This window comes from Photobacterium sp. AWH4_225, assembly GCF_056158405.1.
The window spans coordinates 529345-546262 of record NZ_JBSWTF010000004.1 but is presented as its reverse complement, the minus strand read 5'-3'; the positions used below and the strand labels follow the sequence as shown (position 1 = coordinate 546262).

The 16918-nt window shown below is 46.6% G+C and carries 11 protein-coding genes; 7 read left to right on the top strand and 4 right to left on the bottom strand.

Annotation, left to right across the window (positions count from 1 at the left end; all coding sequences use genetic code 11):
• Nucleotides 1–38 precede the first annotated feature (38 nt).
• Nucleotides 39–1988 (bottom strand): glycogen debranching protein GlgX, encoded by a 1950-nt coding sequence (gene glgX / locus ACXAD4_RS19865; RefSeq protein ID WP_475243628.1) that lies wholly within the window; start codon nucleotides 1986–1988, stop codon nucleotides 39–41.
• Between the two features lie 370 nt (nucleotides 1989–2358).
• Here glgX and ACXAD4_RS19860 point away from each other — a divergent pair, with 370 nt between their 5' ends.
• The 6 genes from ACXAD4_RS19860 (at nucleotide 2359) to ACXAD4_RS19835 (ending at nucleotide 12521) form a co-directional block, all read left to right on the top strand.
• Entirely contained in the window at nucleotides 2359–3681 is a 1323-nt protein-coding gene (locus tag ACXAD4_RS19860; RefSeq protein WP_475243626.1) for a carbohydrate porin, read from the top strand.
• A 148-nt stretch (nucleotides 3682–3829) separates the two neighbouring features.
• Nucleotides 3830–4753, top strand: a complete 924-nt coding sequence (locus tag ACXAD4_RS19855) for a MalM family protein (protein WP_475243625.1) — start codon at nucleotides 3830–3832, stop codon at nucleotides 4751–4753.
• Nucleotides 4754–4901: 148 nt separating this feature from the next.
• Complete coding sequence (locus ACXAD4_RS19850; protein ID WP_475243623.1) at nucleotides 4902–6722, top strand: alpha-amylase family glycosyl hydrolase; 1821 nt, start codon at nucleotides 4902–4904, stop codon at nucleotides 6720–6722.
• Nucleotides 6723–6967: 245 nt separating this feature from the next.
• Nucleotides 6968–8155, top strand: a complete 1188-nt coding sequence (locus ACXAD4_RS19845) for a potassium/proton antiporter (protein ID WP_475243622.1) — start codon at nucleotides 6968–6970, stop codon at nucleotides 8153–8155.
• Nucleotides 8156–8409: 254 nt separating this feature from the next.
• Nucleotides 8410–9591 (top strand): maltose/maltodextrin ABC transporter substrate-binding protein MalE, encoded by a 1182-nt coding sequence (gene malE, locus ACXAD4_RS19840; protein WP_475243621.1) that lies wholly within the window; start codon nucleotides 8410–8412, stop codon nucleotides 9589–9591.
• A 110-nt stretch (nucleotides 9592–9701) separates the two neighbouring features.
• On the top strand, nucleotides 9702–12521 hold the full coding sequence (locus ACXAD4_RS19835) for an amylo-alpha-1,6-glucosidase (RefSeq protein WP_475243620.1): 2820 nt from the start codon (nucleotides 9702–9704) through the stop codon (nucleotides 12519–12521).
• Nucleotides 12522–12617: 96 nt separating this feature from the next.
• Here ACXAD4_RS19835 and ACXAD4_RS19830 read toward each other — a convergent pair whose 3' ends face one another.
• The 3 genes from ACXAD4_RS19830 to malK all read right to left on the bottom strand — a co-directional run bounded on the left by ACXAD4_RS19830 (nucleotide 12618) and on the right by malK (nucleotide 15086).
• Entirely contained in the window at nucleotides 12618–12800 is a 183-nt protein-coding gene (locus ACXAD4_RS19830; protein WP_475243619.1) for a hypothetical protein, read from the bottom strand.
• 200 nt (nucleotides 12801–13000) lie between these two features.
• Complete coding sequence (locus tag ACXAD4_RS19825; protein ID WP_475243618.1) at nucleotides 13001–13864, bottom strand: alpha/beta hydrolase; 864 nt, start codon at nucleotides 13862–13864, stop codon at nucleotides 13001–13003.
• A 112-nt stretch (nucleotides 13865–13976) separates the two neighbouring features.
• Nucleotides 13977–15086: a maltose/maltodextrin ABC transporter ATP-binding protein MalK gene (gene malK / locus ACXAD4_RS19820; RefSeq protein WP_475243617.1), complete on the bottom strand. Its 1110-nt coding sequence runs from the start codon at nucleotides 15084–15086 to the stop codon at nucleotides 13977–13979.
• 607 nt (nucleotides 15087–15693) lie between these two features.
• Here malK and malE (ACXAD4_RS19815) point away from each other — a divergent pair.
• Complete coding sequence (malE, locus tag ACXAD4_RS19815) at nucleotides 15694–16875, top strand: maltose/maltodextrin ABC transporter substrate-binding protein MalE (protein WP_475243616.1); 1182 nt, start codon at nucleotides 15694–15696, stop codon at nucleotides 16873–16875.
• Nucleotides 16876–16918 lie beyond the last annotated feature (43 nt).

Here is a 16918-nt window from a genome sequence, read left to right as displayed (position 1 = left end):
CTGTTGTGTTTAGGGGAGCTCGTTAATGCTCTAAGGGTTTAATCGCGGTATAAAACTGTCAGCGAGTGGGCGCCTTGCATATAGGTTGTCTGGACTTGCCGTGAGCCCAGTGTCGCTTCAGAGGTGTCACATATCACCCGCCATTTACTGCCTTCCGGCAAGCGGTATCGGGTTGGGATTTTTGAACTGTTAACTAAAAACAGCAGTTCCTTACCAGTATCGAATAAGCCGAGATACAAGGAGAAAGCTTCTAGTCCTTGCCAATCATCGGCATTCATTGGCTGCCCGTTTGAACGGTTCCAATGGATACGGTGATGGCCCCGGTTTCTTCCACTGAAAGCGCGTAGAAACGGCGACATGTACGTTTTTCGCCGCTCAAGCATAGTTGCCAACCATTGGCTAAACTCAGATTTATCCTTACACGGTGACCAATCTGCCCAGCTGATTTCGTTGTCTTGGCAATAAGCGTTGTTATTGCCTCCTTGCGTATGAGATAGGGCATCCACCGCTAGGATATGAGGGATACCGAAGCTAAACAGCAAGGTTGTCATCAAGTTGCGCTTTTGGCGTTCCCTGCGGCTCAGTACGGCGTAGTTAGTGGTCTCACCTTCAACACCATGGTTGTTCGAGCGGTTGTCGCCATGACCGTCACGGTTGTTTTCACCGTTGGCATGATTGTGCTTTTGGTTGTAGGAAACGAGATCCTGCAAGGTAAAACCATCATGGTAAGAGACAAAGTTGACGGGCAACTTATCTGGCCAGCACCCGGCACTGAATAAGTCACGAGAGCCCATAATGCGGGTGGCGAACTCTTTGACATTGTTTTCCTGACATAGCCAGTAGCTTTTTACTGTGTCGCGGAACTTGTCGTTACACTCGTTCCAGCCGCGAGGGAAGTAGCCAAGCTGGTAGCCGTCAGGACCAATATCCCATGGCTCGGCAATGAGTTTTACTTGGCGCAGGACAGGATCTTGGGCAATAGCCTTGAAGAAGGCGTTTTGGGTATTAAATCGGTCGCCATTTCGGCCAAGAGTGGCTGCCAAGTCGAAGCGGAAGCCATCGATTTTGTATTGTGTTACCCAGTTGCGTAAGCTATCGAGAACGATATTCAAGCTTGGCTGGTAAGTGAGATCAAAGGTGTTACCGCAACCGGTATGGTTCTTGTAATTCTTGTCTGTGTCTTGGAGGTAGTAGTTCTTATCCAGACATTTAAAATGGAACTTCGGACCTCCTTCTCCCCCTTCCGCCGTGTGGTTGAAGACGATATCCATGATCACTTCGATGCCGTGGCGGTGTAGCTCCCTAACCATGGTTTTCATTTCGTTGACTGGGTCTTCGGTGGCATAGCGTGGCTCTGGCGCCATAAAGCATAGGCTGTTGTATCCCCAGAAGTTTACCTTGTCCATTTTCAATAAATGGGGTTCGGACATACATGAGGTAACAGGCAGTAACTGCAGGCTAGTGACACCTTGCTCCTTGAAGTACTTGATCATGGCTGGCTGGCAGAGGCCTAAGTAGGTGCCTTGATACTTCTCTTCAATCTCAGGGTGCTGTTTGGTAAAGCCTTTTACATGGGTTTCGAAAATTATGGTTTCTTCAAGAGGAACTTGGGGCAGGGTAGTACCTTGCCAGTCAAAGCTGTGATCAACTACAACGGATTTGGCAAAATGCCAGCTTCTGTCGGCAGTAAAGGGCTCAATATAATAAGGCACTTTATTTAAGGCTTGGGCATAAGGGTCTAAAATCAGTCGGGTTTCGTTTTTATCTTTTATTTGGTAACCGTATACCTGACCTTTAATAATGCCTTTTACGAAGGTGTAATGTATATCTAAGTGCTGATTTTCTAATTCAATTAAGGTTTTTTTGTTGTTTTTATCAAATAAAACCAGTTGGATCTCTTTGTTGTCTGGGCAATGAATAGAAAAATTACAACCCTGATCACATAATGTAGCCCCAAGTGGAAATGGCTGAGCTAATTTAGCGAACATCCTTTACGTCTCTTTACTAATTTTACAAATCTATAGTGCTATTTAAGCGAGAAAAATTCGTCAGTCAAGGGAAGTTTTTTTTTATTAAAAAATTAAAAAAAATTCAGTTACCGATAATTTCAATAATATTAAATAAAAGTGACTGGCTTCTTGTTTTTCTCGCTTGTTCTGTAATTTTCTTTCAGTTTTACGCCTATCCTTCGTGAGGCTTATCACGGAACACCTCTCCACCCCATTTCCTACGCCCCTCTCATCCTCCCTCCTCCTCCCTGTTTCAGGAGGATGTAGAAAACTGTATCAAGACTGAATATGAGTCCCGAAAAGATTGCTAGATAGCAGTCACGATAAAAATATAAGAAGGGACATTCCTATGAAACACAAGTTAGTACCTGTAGCAGCGGCATTACTTACCGCGCTAGCTTCACACAATGTAGCCGCTGAATCTGCCACTGATATCCTAACGGATGGCTGGGAAGTACATGGCTATGGTTCTATGAACTTCCGTTTCAACGAAGACCTACAGTCTTTTGATTCAGAGTTAGGTAAGCCTGACTACCGCACCGCAGGTACCTCTGGTAAGAGCGCTAACCAGATTGAATTTGTTCTAAAAAAACACACAGAGTTTGCTAACGGCGTATACAGTGATTTTGTTACTCGTACTGAATATGGTAACGGTGACTCTTTCTACTACACCTCTTCTGGTGCTGAGAAAACAAACACTGTCGCTCAACTAGAAGTTAAAGAAGCATATGTTGCTTTGGGTAACCTACCTTACCTAGGTGATGGTACTGAAATCTGGGCTGGTCGCCGCTTCTTGAACCGTGCCGCGGGTATCCTTTCTGGTGAGTTCTGGAAACAGTCTTCTGGTATGGGTGCAGGTTTTGAAACTAACTTGAGCTCTGGTCACAAAACAGGTATTGCAGTTGTTTCTGCTGACCCAGAAGCAGGTTTGGAAGAGCGTCCTGAAGATGGTAAGCGTACAACAGTTTCATCTCTAGATCTTTACTACTACGGTGTTCAGGCACTAGGTGGTAGCTTCGACTTCGACGCGAAATTCATGACACGTGCCGATGAAGCACTACCGCGTGTAGATTCTGCTGATGATGGCTTCGGTGTGTCTGTAACTTATAACCGTGACTACTACGGCTTTGATGGCTGGACTCAGACTGCAATTGCCTACGGTGAAGGTCTAGGTTCTAACCGCGGTGTAAACTTTGGTGGCTGGAGCGGTGATTGGCTAGAAGATTCTAAGTCTCTATTCATCACGTCTTACGGTGTGCTAAACATCAACAACAACTGGCAGCTTGGTACTGAATTGACTTACTGGGCACCAGAGAACATGGACTGGGGCGCAACAGGTAACGCAACTGATGAAGTGACTCGTTACATCTTCGCTGCTCGCCCAACTTACAAAGTGAATGATAACTTCCGTTGGGAATTCACAGGTTCTTACGCTGTTGAAGAAGTTAACGGTGGTCAGTGGGGTCGTAAAGACAAGTCTACAGACTTCTACACCCTTGAAGCAGCATCAGTATTTACTGTTAACGCTGACTACTTCGGCCGTCCACAAATCAAGCCATACGTAACCTGGGTTGGTACAAGCGACGAAGCTGCAGCTGGTGCAATCGGCATCACTGAGTCAGGTGAGAAAGACCAATTTGTATTCGGTGTTCACGCTGAAATCTGGTTCTAAATCACAAAATTGTTAAGGCAGCCCTCGGGCTGCCTTTTTAAGTCACGATTGGCTCTATAACTATTCGCTTTTTTAAGTAGAGTGAAAGCAAATAGATATATACCCAAATAGATATATAGAAATCGGTAGTATGGGTGTAGGAGATAAAATGAAAATAATGAAACTGACATTAGCAGCACTGCTGACAGCTTCGCTTGTTGGCTGTGCATCTTCCCCTTCAACAGAAACAATCAAAGACATCACTGTTACAGAGCAGGCTTGCTGTGAAACCTTCAGCCAGTTTGCCTGGATCCCAATGAACGGCGACAGCATAGATTTTGCCGTTGATCAGTATTCGCAAATCGGTAACTTTGCAGAGGGCAAAAGTTACTTTGCGGGTTTTGTCCTGCCTGAAAATGTAGAACGTATGCGCGTTGACCTAAAGAGCTGGATGCGTGCCAATGGCGTGTTTGCACCTAAGGTACTTCTACTTAGCCCGACTTTCGAGGTAGTCGATTCCATCGAGCTTAATGAGTTTGAAGTTAAGCCATCTGATATGTTCCGCTTGTCGCGATATGAAAAGCGATTCGAGCTGAGCCAGACAGAAACACCTTATATGGTGGTGTACTCTCCACTGGAGTACCGCGAAGGTGAAATCCAAATTCCTCACCCGGAAAGGGTACGAGCGGAAGAGCTCGGCTTGGCCCGCCCGATGGTGACCGATCCTATTATCCAGCACCAGAAGTTCGGCTCGCTTGAACTGGATATGAAGCCAACGGCCCTTCGTTCATACCGAGCGAGTGAAGCGCCAAGAGAGACAGTTGCAGCTCCAGTTATCACTCAGCCAAAACCTGCAGTAGCAGCGGCGGCTCCTGTTGCTGCATCTGCTGCGATAACCACAGCGACAGCGGCAAGTGTGGCATCGTCTTCATCCGCTAAGATGCTGCCTGAGAGCGAAGCTTTCTATAATAGCCAGATCAAAGCGGCGGTAGAGAGCAATAATATGAAAAAAGCCCTGACTTTGATGGAAGAAGCCAAGCGTGCAGGTTCCACTACTGCGGAAGCGACTTTCCTGGAGCTGATTAAAAAGTAAGGCTATTGATTTAAACAATACCCACAAGCGCAAGGTGTTTTTCGAATCCTCTCCTTGATGGCATTGGGTATGTCGGGCAGGCAATCGTCTGCCCGTTCTCTTATCTATTATCTATATCAATTCTATTTGCTTGTATTGAGTTAATTTCATGACAGATTCTACGCATTCAACCGCTACTCAACAGCGAACGACAAAGCAGAACAAAGAAGTGGTTTACCAAGTATTTACTCGCTTGTTTGGTAATACCAATACCACCAATAAGCCTTGGGGGACGTTGGAAGAAAATGGTATTGGCAAGTTTGCTGATTTTACTGACAAGGCATTAAGCGAAATTAGGGACTTGGGGGTAACTCACATTTGGTACACCGGCGTTCCTCACCATGCCTTGGTACGTGATTACTCCAAGTATGGTATCGAAGATGATCATCCCAGTGTGGTAAAAGGCCGAGCGGGATCTCCCTATGCAGTCAAAGACTACTATAACGTGAACCCTGATCTTGCCATTGATCCTGCCAATCGACTGGAAGAGTTCAAAGCGCTTATCGAGCGTTCGCATAAGCAGGGCCTGAAAGTCATTATTGATATTGTGCCGAACCATGTCGCAAGACGTTACCAGAGCCTGACTAACCCAGAAGGCGTGGAAGATTTCGGTGCATCTGATGACACCAGTGTTGCATACCACAAGGACAACAACTTTTATTACATACCCGGTGAGCGTTTCTCGGTACCTGAAGCCAAAGGTGACTATCTGCCGCTCGGAGGAGAGCAACATCCTTCGCTAGCGATGCCTTTTGAGGAAAACCCAGCCAAATGGACGGGCAATGGTTCGCGATTGGCACAACCAGAATTTGATGATTGGTATGAAACCGTCAAAGTGAACTATGGTATTCGCCCTGATGGCAAAAAAGATTTCGATGAGCTGCCTGCTGGTTTCGACAAGCAAGATCACGCTGCGCATTTTGCGTTTTGGCAAGACAAGGAAGTGCCTGACTCTTGGGTGAAGTTCCGAGACATCGCTTTATACTGGCTGGCATTGGGCGTTGATGGTTTCCGTTATGACATGGCTGAAATGGTGCCGGTAGAGTTTTGGAGTTATATGAACTCTTCCATCAAGCAGGTCAATCCTGATGCTTTCCTGATGGCTGAGGTTTACCAGCCAGATCTCTACCGCGATTATATCCACCTCGGAAAAATGGACTATCTATACGATAAGGTCGATTTGTACGATACCCTCAAGTTGGTGATGCAGGGCAAGGGGTCAACCGATGATATCGTGGGTGTCCAAGAGCAATTGATGGATATTGAGCATCATATGCTGCACTTCTTGGATAACCACGACGAGCAGCGGGTTGCCAGCCCGGAATTTGCTGGAGATGCCAATAAAGGCAAGCCAGCCATGCTGGTATCCACCTTGTTGAGTACGTCACCGACCATGATTTACTTTGGTCAGGAAGTGGGAGAGGCTGGGGCTGAAGATGCTGGATTTGGTCTATCATCACGTACTACGATATTTGACTATTTCGGTGTACCCAATCATCAACGTTGGATGAACAACGGAGAATTCGACGGTGGTCAACTCTCTGAGCAAGAGCGTGAACTGCGTGATTTCTACCAGCGTTTGATGAACTTCTCGCTATCTAGTCCGGCGCTAATGGCAGAATATCGTGAATTGCATACCCATAACCGAAACCACGGTGTTGGTTATGACGAGCAAATGTTTATCTTCAGTCGCTTTGATGAAAACCAAAAGCTCATCGTGTTGGCGAACTTTGCCGATGAAAGCAAAGGCGAGGTGGTGTTGTCAGTGCCTGCTTCCTTAATTGATGAGTGGCAGCTTGAAAGTGGTGAGTTTGAGTTGCAGGAGAAGTTATACGGCACGGCGAAAGCCAAGTTGGTGGTTGAAAATGGCCATGGGCAGATCACTCTTGATGTTGGTGCGTTGGATTGTCTGGTGTTGGCATCAAATTAAGCCTTAGCATAGCTTTGCTTGTTCAGTCATGAATGAAACGGCTTGTACAGTGTGCAGTACAAGCCGTTTTTTTACGCTGCCATAACTGAAAATTCTAGCTGGATCACAAAATGAGTTAACGTTTAGTTACATCAATTTCTGTAATAAATTCAGTTTGTCAGCAAACATTAGCCTCCAAGCAACAGGGCGCATGGTACAATTTGGGTTAGCAGATTGTTATTCATCGTTTTGTTGGGAGAAGTCTATTGACTACAGAGTTAATTTTGCTGGGCATGGCCGCGTTGATTGCCATTGGTATACTACTTCATCAGCCATCAAAAACCTTAGGTCTGCCTTCATTGTTGATCTTTATCGGCGTCGGGTTATTGTTTGGCAATGGTGAGCTTAATTTTGTTTATGACGATTTGGCGTTAACCTCATTCATTGGCTCGTTAGCCCTGAATGTGATTGTTTTTGTCGGTGGCTTAAACACCTCTAAAGCCAGCATAAAAGTGGCTTACAAAGAGGGTGGAGTGCTTTCAACCATAGGGGTGCTCTTCACGACCGCTATTTTCGGTGGGCTGCTTTATTTTATCACTGACTTCAATATCTTAACTTGTCTGTTATTTGCTGCTGTTGTCTCATCGACAGATGCTGCCGCCGTCTTTTCTATTCTTGAATCAAAAAAGCTCAAGCTCAAAGAGTCGACAGACACTATTTTGGAGTTCGAGTCAGCAACCAATGACCCAGTAGCACTGTTGCTGGTGGCAATACTTACCGAGATGTTGGTTAATACTAACCAGCAAATTAGCGGTCTTTCGATTGGCATTGAACTGGTTCAGCAAATCATCGTCGGCCTCGGTGCAGGTTATTTGATTGGTTGGTGCTGCGTATGGCTACTGAACAAAATCAAGCTTGAAGAGTACGGTTTGATCCCGGTCTTTATCCTGGCTTGTTTCTTCATTGCCGCTTATGGTAGCGATTTGCTAGGGGGTAATATCCTTGTCGCTTCGTATGTTGCCGGGGTGTTTATCGGTAATGAGCTCAAGCGAGGCCGCGAAGTAAGTAAGCACTTCTTCAATAGCCTATCGTGGCTTGCCCAATCGCTAATGTTTATTATCCTTGGTCTGCAGTTCTTCCCGAAAGAGCTATTTGCTGATATCTGGGCTGCTATCTTGCCGGCAATCGCCTTGATATTCATTGCAAGGCCGCTGGCCGTCTTCTTGAGTTATCTACCGTTTAGAAAAGTCTCGTTTAAGAAGAAGTTCTTTATCTCAGCCATTGGTCTGAAAGGGGCAACGCCAATTGTATTTGCTTTGATCCCGGCCTCTGCGGGCGTTGCAGGCTCGCAAGAAATGGTGCATATGGTGTTCTTTATTGTGCTTATCTCAGTCGTGTTGCAAGGCTGGGCTATCGAACCCTTATCGAACAAGTTGGGGTTAGTGGATAAGTAATCGACTCCTGACTCTCCTCAAATAAACAGCCACAGTTCTTGTGGCTGTTTTTTTATGGATCTCTCTATCTTTCCTCTGCGACTAACTCCGCTACCTTAAGATATGAATATCTACAAAATGTGTTCAGTTTCACAGTGTTGAGTTAAGTATAGGGGGGCGTAGGCCGGGGGAGGATGCTCATCAGTAGTGGGAGTAGCAGAATGCTCGGGTCGAATAAAAATAATTTTGGAAATAACTATATTTTGGAAACAACTATGAAACGTGTGATGAAATCGTTCGCTCTGTGCTCTCTGACTGCTGCTCTTGCATTTCCAATGGCGGCTTCTGCCATGCAGGAAGGTGAAATTCTAATTTGGATCAACGGTGACAAAGGCTATGAAGGCCTCGCTGAAGTTGGCCGCCAGTTTGAAGAAGACACAGGTGTCAAAGTTAACGTTCAGTACCCTGAATCACTGGAAGCCAAGTTCCAACAAGTTGCGCCTACAGGCGGCGGTCCTGACATCATCTTCTGGGCTCATGACCGTTTCGGAGGTTATGCCAAATCGGGTTTGCTAACAGAGATCAAACCGTCACAAGAATTCAAAGACAAGCTGGTTGATTTCAGCTGGGATGCGGTAACTTATGAAGGCAAGTTGGTGGGCTACCCAATCGCACTAGAATCACCGTCACTTATCTACAATAAAGATCTTCTACCTGAGCCACCTAAGACTTGGGAAGAGTTGTACGAGATCGAAAAACAAATGGCAGTCAAGGGCAAGAAAGCCATCATGTGGGATGTGAAAAATGCGTACTTCACATGGCCGATGATCTCTGCAAATGGTGGTTATGCCTTTAAGAAAACGGAAACAGGTTTTGACGGCAAGCAGATCGGTATTAACAACGAAGCCGGTGTTGCTGGCCTGAGCTTCTTGGTTGATCTATCTAAGAAAGGTGTTGTCTCTGCGGATATGGACTACGCGGTATCTGAATCTGAATTCAACAAAGGCAACGTAGCAATGACCATCAATGGTCCTTGGTCTTGGGGTAATCTTGAGAAGTCAAATATCAACTACGGTGTTGCAGTATTCCCAACACTTGACGGCGGTAAATCAAACCCATTCGTTGGTGTACTGAGTGCGGGTATTAACTCAGCTAGCCCAAATACTGACTTGGCTGTTGAGTTCCTAGAGAATTACCTGATCACAGATGAAGGTCTGGCGAAAGTGAACGACGACAAGCCACTGGGCGCTGTGACGCTGAAATCTTTCCAGCAGGAACTTTCTAAAGACAGCCGTATTGCAGCCACAATGACCAATGCTGAAAATGGTGAAATCATGCCGAACATCCCTGAAATGACGGCATACTGGTTCGCTGAAGGTGCAGCAATCGAGAATGCGCTTCTAGGTCGTCAGACTGTTCAGGAAGCATTGGATACGGCAGCTTCTCAGATCCGTTAATCTAACCGAATACCGATACATGTCTGGAAACCAATAGACATCTAAATTACGCGCAGCTCATCTTGATGAGACTGCGCTTTTTGTCATTTAAGATGACCCAAGGAAAACACGTGAGCATAATTGAACAAGCGCCTTTTAAAGAGCAGTTATACGTTAAAGGGACATTCAATGGCTGGGGTGACGATACACCAATGGCTTATATTGGTGAAGGCTGTTACCAAGCTGTAGTTTGCTTTTCTGCCGATCTTCATAATTTCAAAATATCTGATCAACAAGGCTCAGAGGCACTGAGCTTTGCAGCCGATAAATACAAAGCAGTTGCTTGTCAGCTGAAGCAGCCACAGACGCTGATCCCAGCCAAGGGGATCGGCAATGACCTTACCTTTATGGCACCAGACACGGGTTTATATACCCTCTCTGTTACTGTTTCCGATGAGAAAGTTGAAATGGTGATTGAGGCGGGTGGTGAAAACCTCGATAGTGAGCCGAATCGTGCACTGTTCAACGCAACGTTCTCGGTTAATGCCGAGACAGGGAAAGTGATCGGTAAGGGAAACAAGGTGCTCAGCCCTGAGCCGTTGTTTGATGAGCTTGCTATTACTGTTGAACAGAGTGCTCCATTTGTATTTGGTGACAACATCGACGGTTATTTTGATGGTGTGACCCACGGTTATGTTGCGGCAGGTAAGTACCGCCACAAGCAAGGTTGGTATCTCGGCGCTATGGCCTCATTTATTGATGGGGCGTTAAATGACAAAACCATCGCCAAAGAAGCCCGCATCTACCCGTATGGAGTGACCCATAGCTTTAAAACTGGAACTGGAAAAGACATCGAAGAAACCTTTATGTTGTTTTCCGGCCAAGAAAGCCGCCAGCGAAGCGCTGCTATTACGGTGAAGTCGGAAGAGCCAGCTATTTTGTCGATATCGCCCCAGCTTAACTTAGCGATGGATAGCTCATCAGTGACATCCATTGAGGGCGGGGTGGTGTATGCGCTGTCAGAAGAGCTTCGACAAGCAGGTACGCCATCGTTTATTGCCCTTTGTGCTGATCAGTCTTTTTCGTTCAGTGAAACGAATTTTGGTGAAACGCCAGCACTCAAGGACAAGGTGCACTTGAGTGGCCATCATGTGAAGCCGTTGCTAACGTCATCAGCCCCTCAAACTGAGATGACTGTGTATCTGGCTTTTGCGGAAACGGAAGCAGAAGCGGTCGCTCATGCTCGTTCATTGGTCGAGCAGGATGGGGTGAGTGTTCACCTGCAGCAGGTTTACGACATGCTGACCCATTCCTATGTCTGGACGTCAGATCGCGAATATAACCGAGCTTTGATGTGGGCGAAGGCTGCTGGCAAAGTGTTTGTTTCTACTGAGTTTGGCAAGGGCATTTGGGCTGGCCTTCCATGGTTCAAGGATTGTTGGGGGCGTGATTCCTTTATCGCTGTACCTGGCATTACCTTGGTCAATGGTGATTTTGACGATGCCAAGACCATTATTGATAATTTCGCGTCGATGCAGTTGGCAGATGAAACCAATGTGAATTTTGGCCGCATTCCTAATCGTGTCACCAGCCTAACCAATATTATCTACAACACGACTGACGGTACCCCGTGGATGGTACGTGAGGTGTGGGATTACTTGCGCTATAGCGGCGATAAAGACTACGCCAAGTCTATCTATCCAGTGGTGCAGACCTACATTGCAGGTATCGAAAAGCATTACCTGGATGATCATGGGCTGATGACCCACCGTGATCCAGATACCTGGATGGACGCCAAACTTGAGGGCAAACTACCTTGGTCGGCTCGTGGTACTCGTGCAAACGATATCCAAGCGCTTTGGTATACCAGCCTGTTGGTGGCCGTTGAACTGGCGAAGCTTACGGGTGATGAGCAGGGCGTTGAGCATTATCAGCAGATGGCTGGGAGGGTAAGTGAAAGTTTCCAGAAGTTGTTCTGGGATCAAGACCAGCAAAAACTGGCAGATCGCTTACATAGTGATAATCAGCGTGATCTTCAGGTGCGAACTAACCAGTTGATGACAGTAACAGTACCGTTTGATAACGGGCTGCTGGACAAAACGATTGGTGCCAAAGTGGTGAAAAATGCGGTCAGCGAGTTGTTGTTCCCTTGGGGGATAACCTCTTTGTCGCAGTACGATCCGATTTTCCACCCTTACCATGCCAACCGCGAGGAATTCCACAAAGATGCCGCCTACCATAACGGTACCATTTGGGGGTGGAATGCGGGTTTCACGGTTTCAAGCCTGATTGAATATGGCTACGCCGATTTTGCTTATCAGTTAACCAAGAACCTGTCCGATCAGATCTTGTACCTCGGCCACCGTGGGGCTATGAGCGAAAACCTCGATGCATTCTTGAATGAGCAGGGTGGGCTAACCACAACCGGTACCTATGCCCAAGCGTGGTCGGTGTCTGAGTTTACTCGTAATGGCTATCAGGACTACATTGGCTTCAAGCCGGATTTGTTATCGGGCAAAGTCATTTTGGCGCCATGTTTGCCTTCTAGCTGGGGGCAGTTTGATGCCGAGCTTCGTTTTGGCCAATCTAATACCCTATCGGTAGGTTACCAGCACATTGAGTCAGGCTTACAGCGATTCGAGCTCACCTATATGGAAAGTGATTCTGTACAGCTTGAGCTTCACTTGATGGCATCTGATAAGGCGAAGTATCAGCTAGTGCTGGAAGCTGATGAACTACCCGCGGTGATCGAGTTTGATCCGGTTGATGCATCAGTTGCCGTGAATGGCCAGGCTCGCGATCTTAGTCAAATTCAGCCAAGCTTTGTCCCTGTGATTGGTGATCTTGCCTTTGCCAAGCCAGATCATTCTTTGGTTTTCCCAGTGCTACAGGGCCAGCATGTGCTTCAACAGCAAGTTGAGAGTGCTAATCTTGCTCAAGCGACAGACTAATTTCGCTAGGTTTTGATGGGAAAAAAGAAAGCGCTGCAGAAATGCAGCGCTTTTTATTTGGTCGTCGGTTGGTCAGCTAAAGGAGCAGCATGATTGTTAGTCGTAATCCATATATGTACGCCCCTCTAAGGAGTAGGGCTCGTTGTCATCATATAAATTGCGCTGTCCTCTAAGCTTTTGTATTTTGGCTTCAAGGGCTTTTGCCTCTTGATAGTTACCCTCTTGATAAGCTAGGTGGATGCGTTGTTCGATATCTTCGATCCTATCATGGCTGCTCATGTCATGATCCTCCATTCGAAAGCCATACCCGCTTAGGCAAAACACGTGCGCGGTTCAGTGCTTGCCCAAGGAAAGAAGTGGTACAACCTACTTGCCGTTTCATTTTCAGTGTAGGAGCGCTTTGACTCCTGTTCCACCTGATAACTCCACTAAGGACGATTTGGATCACTTTTGCTTTAAATATATATACCCAAGTTACCTCAAGATTCAGGGTAGCTTGGGCATATTAGGTTAGTGAATCGCCGTGCCCAGGCCGTTTCACTGTGAATACCACCATGATCAACATTGAACTGACAAGTTATCTGGGGAGATTTGAGGCAGAGGAGTTCTGCAAACTCAACGGCAAGATCATGGTAAAGCGCCGGGAATGCTTCAATAGACGGGTCACTGGTTTCATTGGTGCCGATATCTATATAGATATCGATAGGATGCTCGATGGGTGTTTGCTCGAGGTAGGCTTTCATGGCCTCTGGTGCAAACCAGAAGGCTGGCGAGAACACGCCAGCTTTGGAAAAGGTATCTTGGTATTTCAAAACTGCATAGAGGCTGAGAAAGCCACCCATTGAGCTGCCTGCAATGGAGGTAGACTCACGCTCTGGTTGAGTACGGTAATGATGGTCAATGAAAGGCTTGAGGGATTGGACAATAAAATCGCAGTAAGCCTCTCCTTCGCCTCCTTGCGGTTCAATTGCTTGCTCCCAGCTGGCCAGAGCTGCTGGTGGGGCGAATGCCCAGGGCGAGTATTCATCCCGCCGGCCGAGGTGGCCACGGCGTTGGCTGCAATCTATTGCGACCACTATGAAGCCGTTTGACTGTCCTTTGGCCTGAAGTTCATCTAATTGTTCTGCAACTTGCCAGCTAGCGCCGGCAATGCATAGCTTGGGCTCAAAGACGTTTTGGCCGTCATGCATATAAATAACAGGATAGTGTCGTGTGCTGCTCTTATAGTCTTCTGGCAGATATACACGGACATGGCGCTGGCGATTTAATTGCGGGATATCCATATCCTCATGGACAATCATTCGAGCGGGGTCATAGTTTTTTTGTGTTGGGTCAAGAGTCATAGATCTTCCGTTGACGAAGCATAAAAAAAGCGCTGTTGGTTTTAATCAACAGCGCTTGCATGTTTTCAAGTGATTTCAACCCACTTGATTATTCGAGGGGGAACTCGTTTTCTTATACACCTGGCTCTTTGTACAGGCGGCGGCATGCTTTGCCATCGCTGTGGAACAGGTGACAGCGGTGCGCAGGGATATCAACTTTGAATGAATCGCCAGCATCAACGTTAATGGTATCTGGGCGGCGGTAGATGAAATCAGCATCCATGTGCTCAAGACGCAGGTAAGCTTGTGTTTCGTAACCTAGTTTCTCAACAACCTGCACAGTACCGTCGATGGTGGCATCACCTTCACCTTCTGGTAGTAGGTGCTCAGGGCGAACACCCAGAGACATACGGTCGCCTTTGGTCACTGTTGTACCATCAACAGGGATCCAGAATGCTTTTCCATTTGCCATTTGTACCATCACGCGGTCTTCTTCAACCTGCTCAATGAATACACTCATGAAGTTCATCTTCGGTGAACCGATGAAGCCAGCAACGAAGCGGTTCTGAGGGTAGTGGTATAGCTCAAGTGGTTTACCAACCTGAGAAACATAACCACCGTCCAGCACAACGATTTTCTGTGCCATGGTCATCGCTTCGATCTGATCGTGGGTTACGTAGATCATGGTACAGCCAAGTTGCTTGTGAAGCTTGGCAATCTCGATACGCATCTGAACGCGAAGTGCAGCATCGAGGTTAGAAAGCGGTTCGTCCAGTAGGAAAACGTTAGGTTGCGATACCAAGGTACGACCGATAGCCACACGCTGGCGCTGACCACCTGATAGTGCCTTTGGCTTACGCTCAAGAAGGTGACCTAGTTGAAGGATTTCCGCTGCGTGGTCAACTCGGCGCTTGGTCTCATCCTTGTCGGCTTTTGCCAGCTTCATGCCAAAAGACATGTTATCGAACAGATTAAGGTGAGGGTAAAGTGCATAAGACTGGAATACCATGCCCACACCACGCTCTGACGGTGGTACGTCGTTCATGCGTTCTTCGCCGATGTACAAATCACCTGAAGTAATGTCTTCCAGGCCTGCGATACAACGTAGAAGTGTTGACTTACCACAGCCTGATGGACCTACGAAGACAACGAACTCACCTTCAGCAATATCGAGATCAACGTTTTTGGAAATCAGGTTATCTCCATATGCTTTACATACATTTCGTAAAGTAACACTCGCCATCGAGCCTATTCCTCTAAGTTGTTGTTGCCAGCAAGACCTCATCTTAGTAGGGCGTGGCCTTGCAGGTAAAGAATTTTTCCGTGTAATTGAAGAAAAATCGGGTAGAGCGCGATTCACTAAGGAATCAACGTCTACCCTGACAAAATCCAAATTATCTACTTCCCCAAGAAATAAAATGGTGCTGTCGTCTTTATAAAAGAGTGGTTAGTGCAAAAGTGCATTACCTAAGAAAAAGAACAGTGTCTTCAACTACCCAGTGGGTATGGTTGTATTCTTGCCGAGAAAACACGCGGAAACATCCTCCTTATCAATAAATAAAAAGGGGGATGAGGGGGGGAGGAGTGTTTAGATCACACTTTGTTATTCAAAGGGCTGAAGGACTGTTTTATTCCCTATAGTATGTGCGCTGTATCACAATCAAACGTCGTTATTAGATCTGCATCACTAAGCGAAACGACGGAGATCACGCTTTTCACACTTAGGGGGTGGGGGCGTAGGACACAGGATGATGCCGAGTGCTTGATACTGTTGGAAGATACAGACTGAAATTTGTATCGCAGAGAGGCCTCTGCAGTACAACCAATAACAATCATGAAGGATGTTAATAATGAAGAAAGTCCTCAGCACAGTCGCATTATGTACCCTTGCTGCTCTTGGTTCAGTATCTGCGCATGCAGCGATTGAAGAAGGTCAACTTACCATTTGGATTAATGGTGACAAAGGTTACAACGGCTTGGCAGAAGTAGGTAAACAGTTTGAAGAAGACACTGGCGTAAAAGTTACTGTCGCTTTCCCTGATAACCTTGCAGAGCGTTTCCCACAGGTAGCTGCAGCCGGTGATGGCCCTGATATCGTTTTCTGGGCTCACGACCGTTTCGGTGGCTACGCAAAAGCTGGCCTACTAGCTGAAATCAACCCAACTCAAGAGATGAAAGATAAGATCATCGACTTTACTTGGGATGCGGTTTCATACGATGGCAAATATGTTGGTTACCCTGTTGCTGTAGAAGCTCTTTCTCTGATTTACAACAAGGATCTTGTTCCAAACCCACCTAAGAACTGGGAAGACATCGAAGCGCTAGACAAGAAGCTTCAAAAAGATGGCAAGAAAGCGATCATGTGGAACCTGAAAGAACCGTTCTTCACATGGCCAATCCTAACTGCTGACGGTGGTTATGCCTTCAAATTCACTGCGAACGGCTACGACGTTAAAGACGTAGGTGTGAACAACGCGGGTGCGAAGTATGGCATGAACTTCATCAAGTCTCTGGTTGATAAGAAGGTTATCTCTCCAGACATGGACTACAGCATCTCTGAAGCAGAATTCAACAAAGGTAACGTTGCAATGACAATCAATGGCCCATGGTCTTGGGGCAACATTGAGAAGTCTGGTATCGACTACGGTGTAACGCTACTTCCTAAACTGAACGGCAACCCGTCTAAACCTTTTGTTGGTGTACTAACTGCAGGCATCAGCGCAGTTTCTCCTAACAAAGACTTGGCTGTTGAGTTTATTGAAAACTACCTACTAACTAACGAAGGTCTGGCGAAGGTTGACGCTGACAAGCCTCTAGGTGCTGTAGCACTTAAGTCTTTCCAGCAGAAACTTGATAAAGATACCCGTATTGCAGCGACAATGGACAACGCAATGAACGGTGAAATCATGCCAAACGTTCCTCAGATGACTGCTTTCTGGTACGCACAAGGTAACGCAATCCAGAACGTTGTTGACGGTCGCCAGGGTGTTGATGACGCTCTAGACGCAGCAGCGGGTCACATTCTTAAGTAATACGTTTTACGGGGAGGGGTAACTCTCCCCATCTTTATTTGTC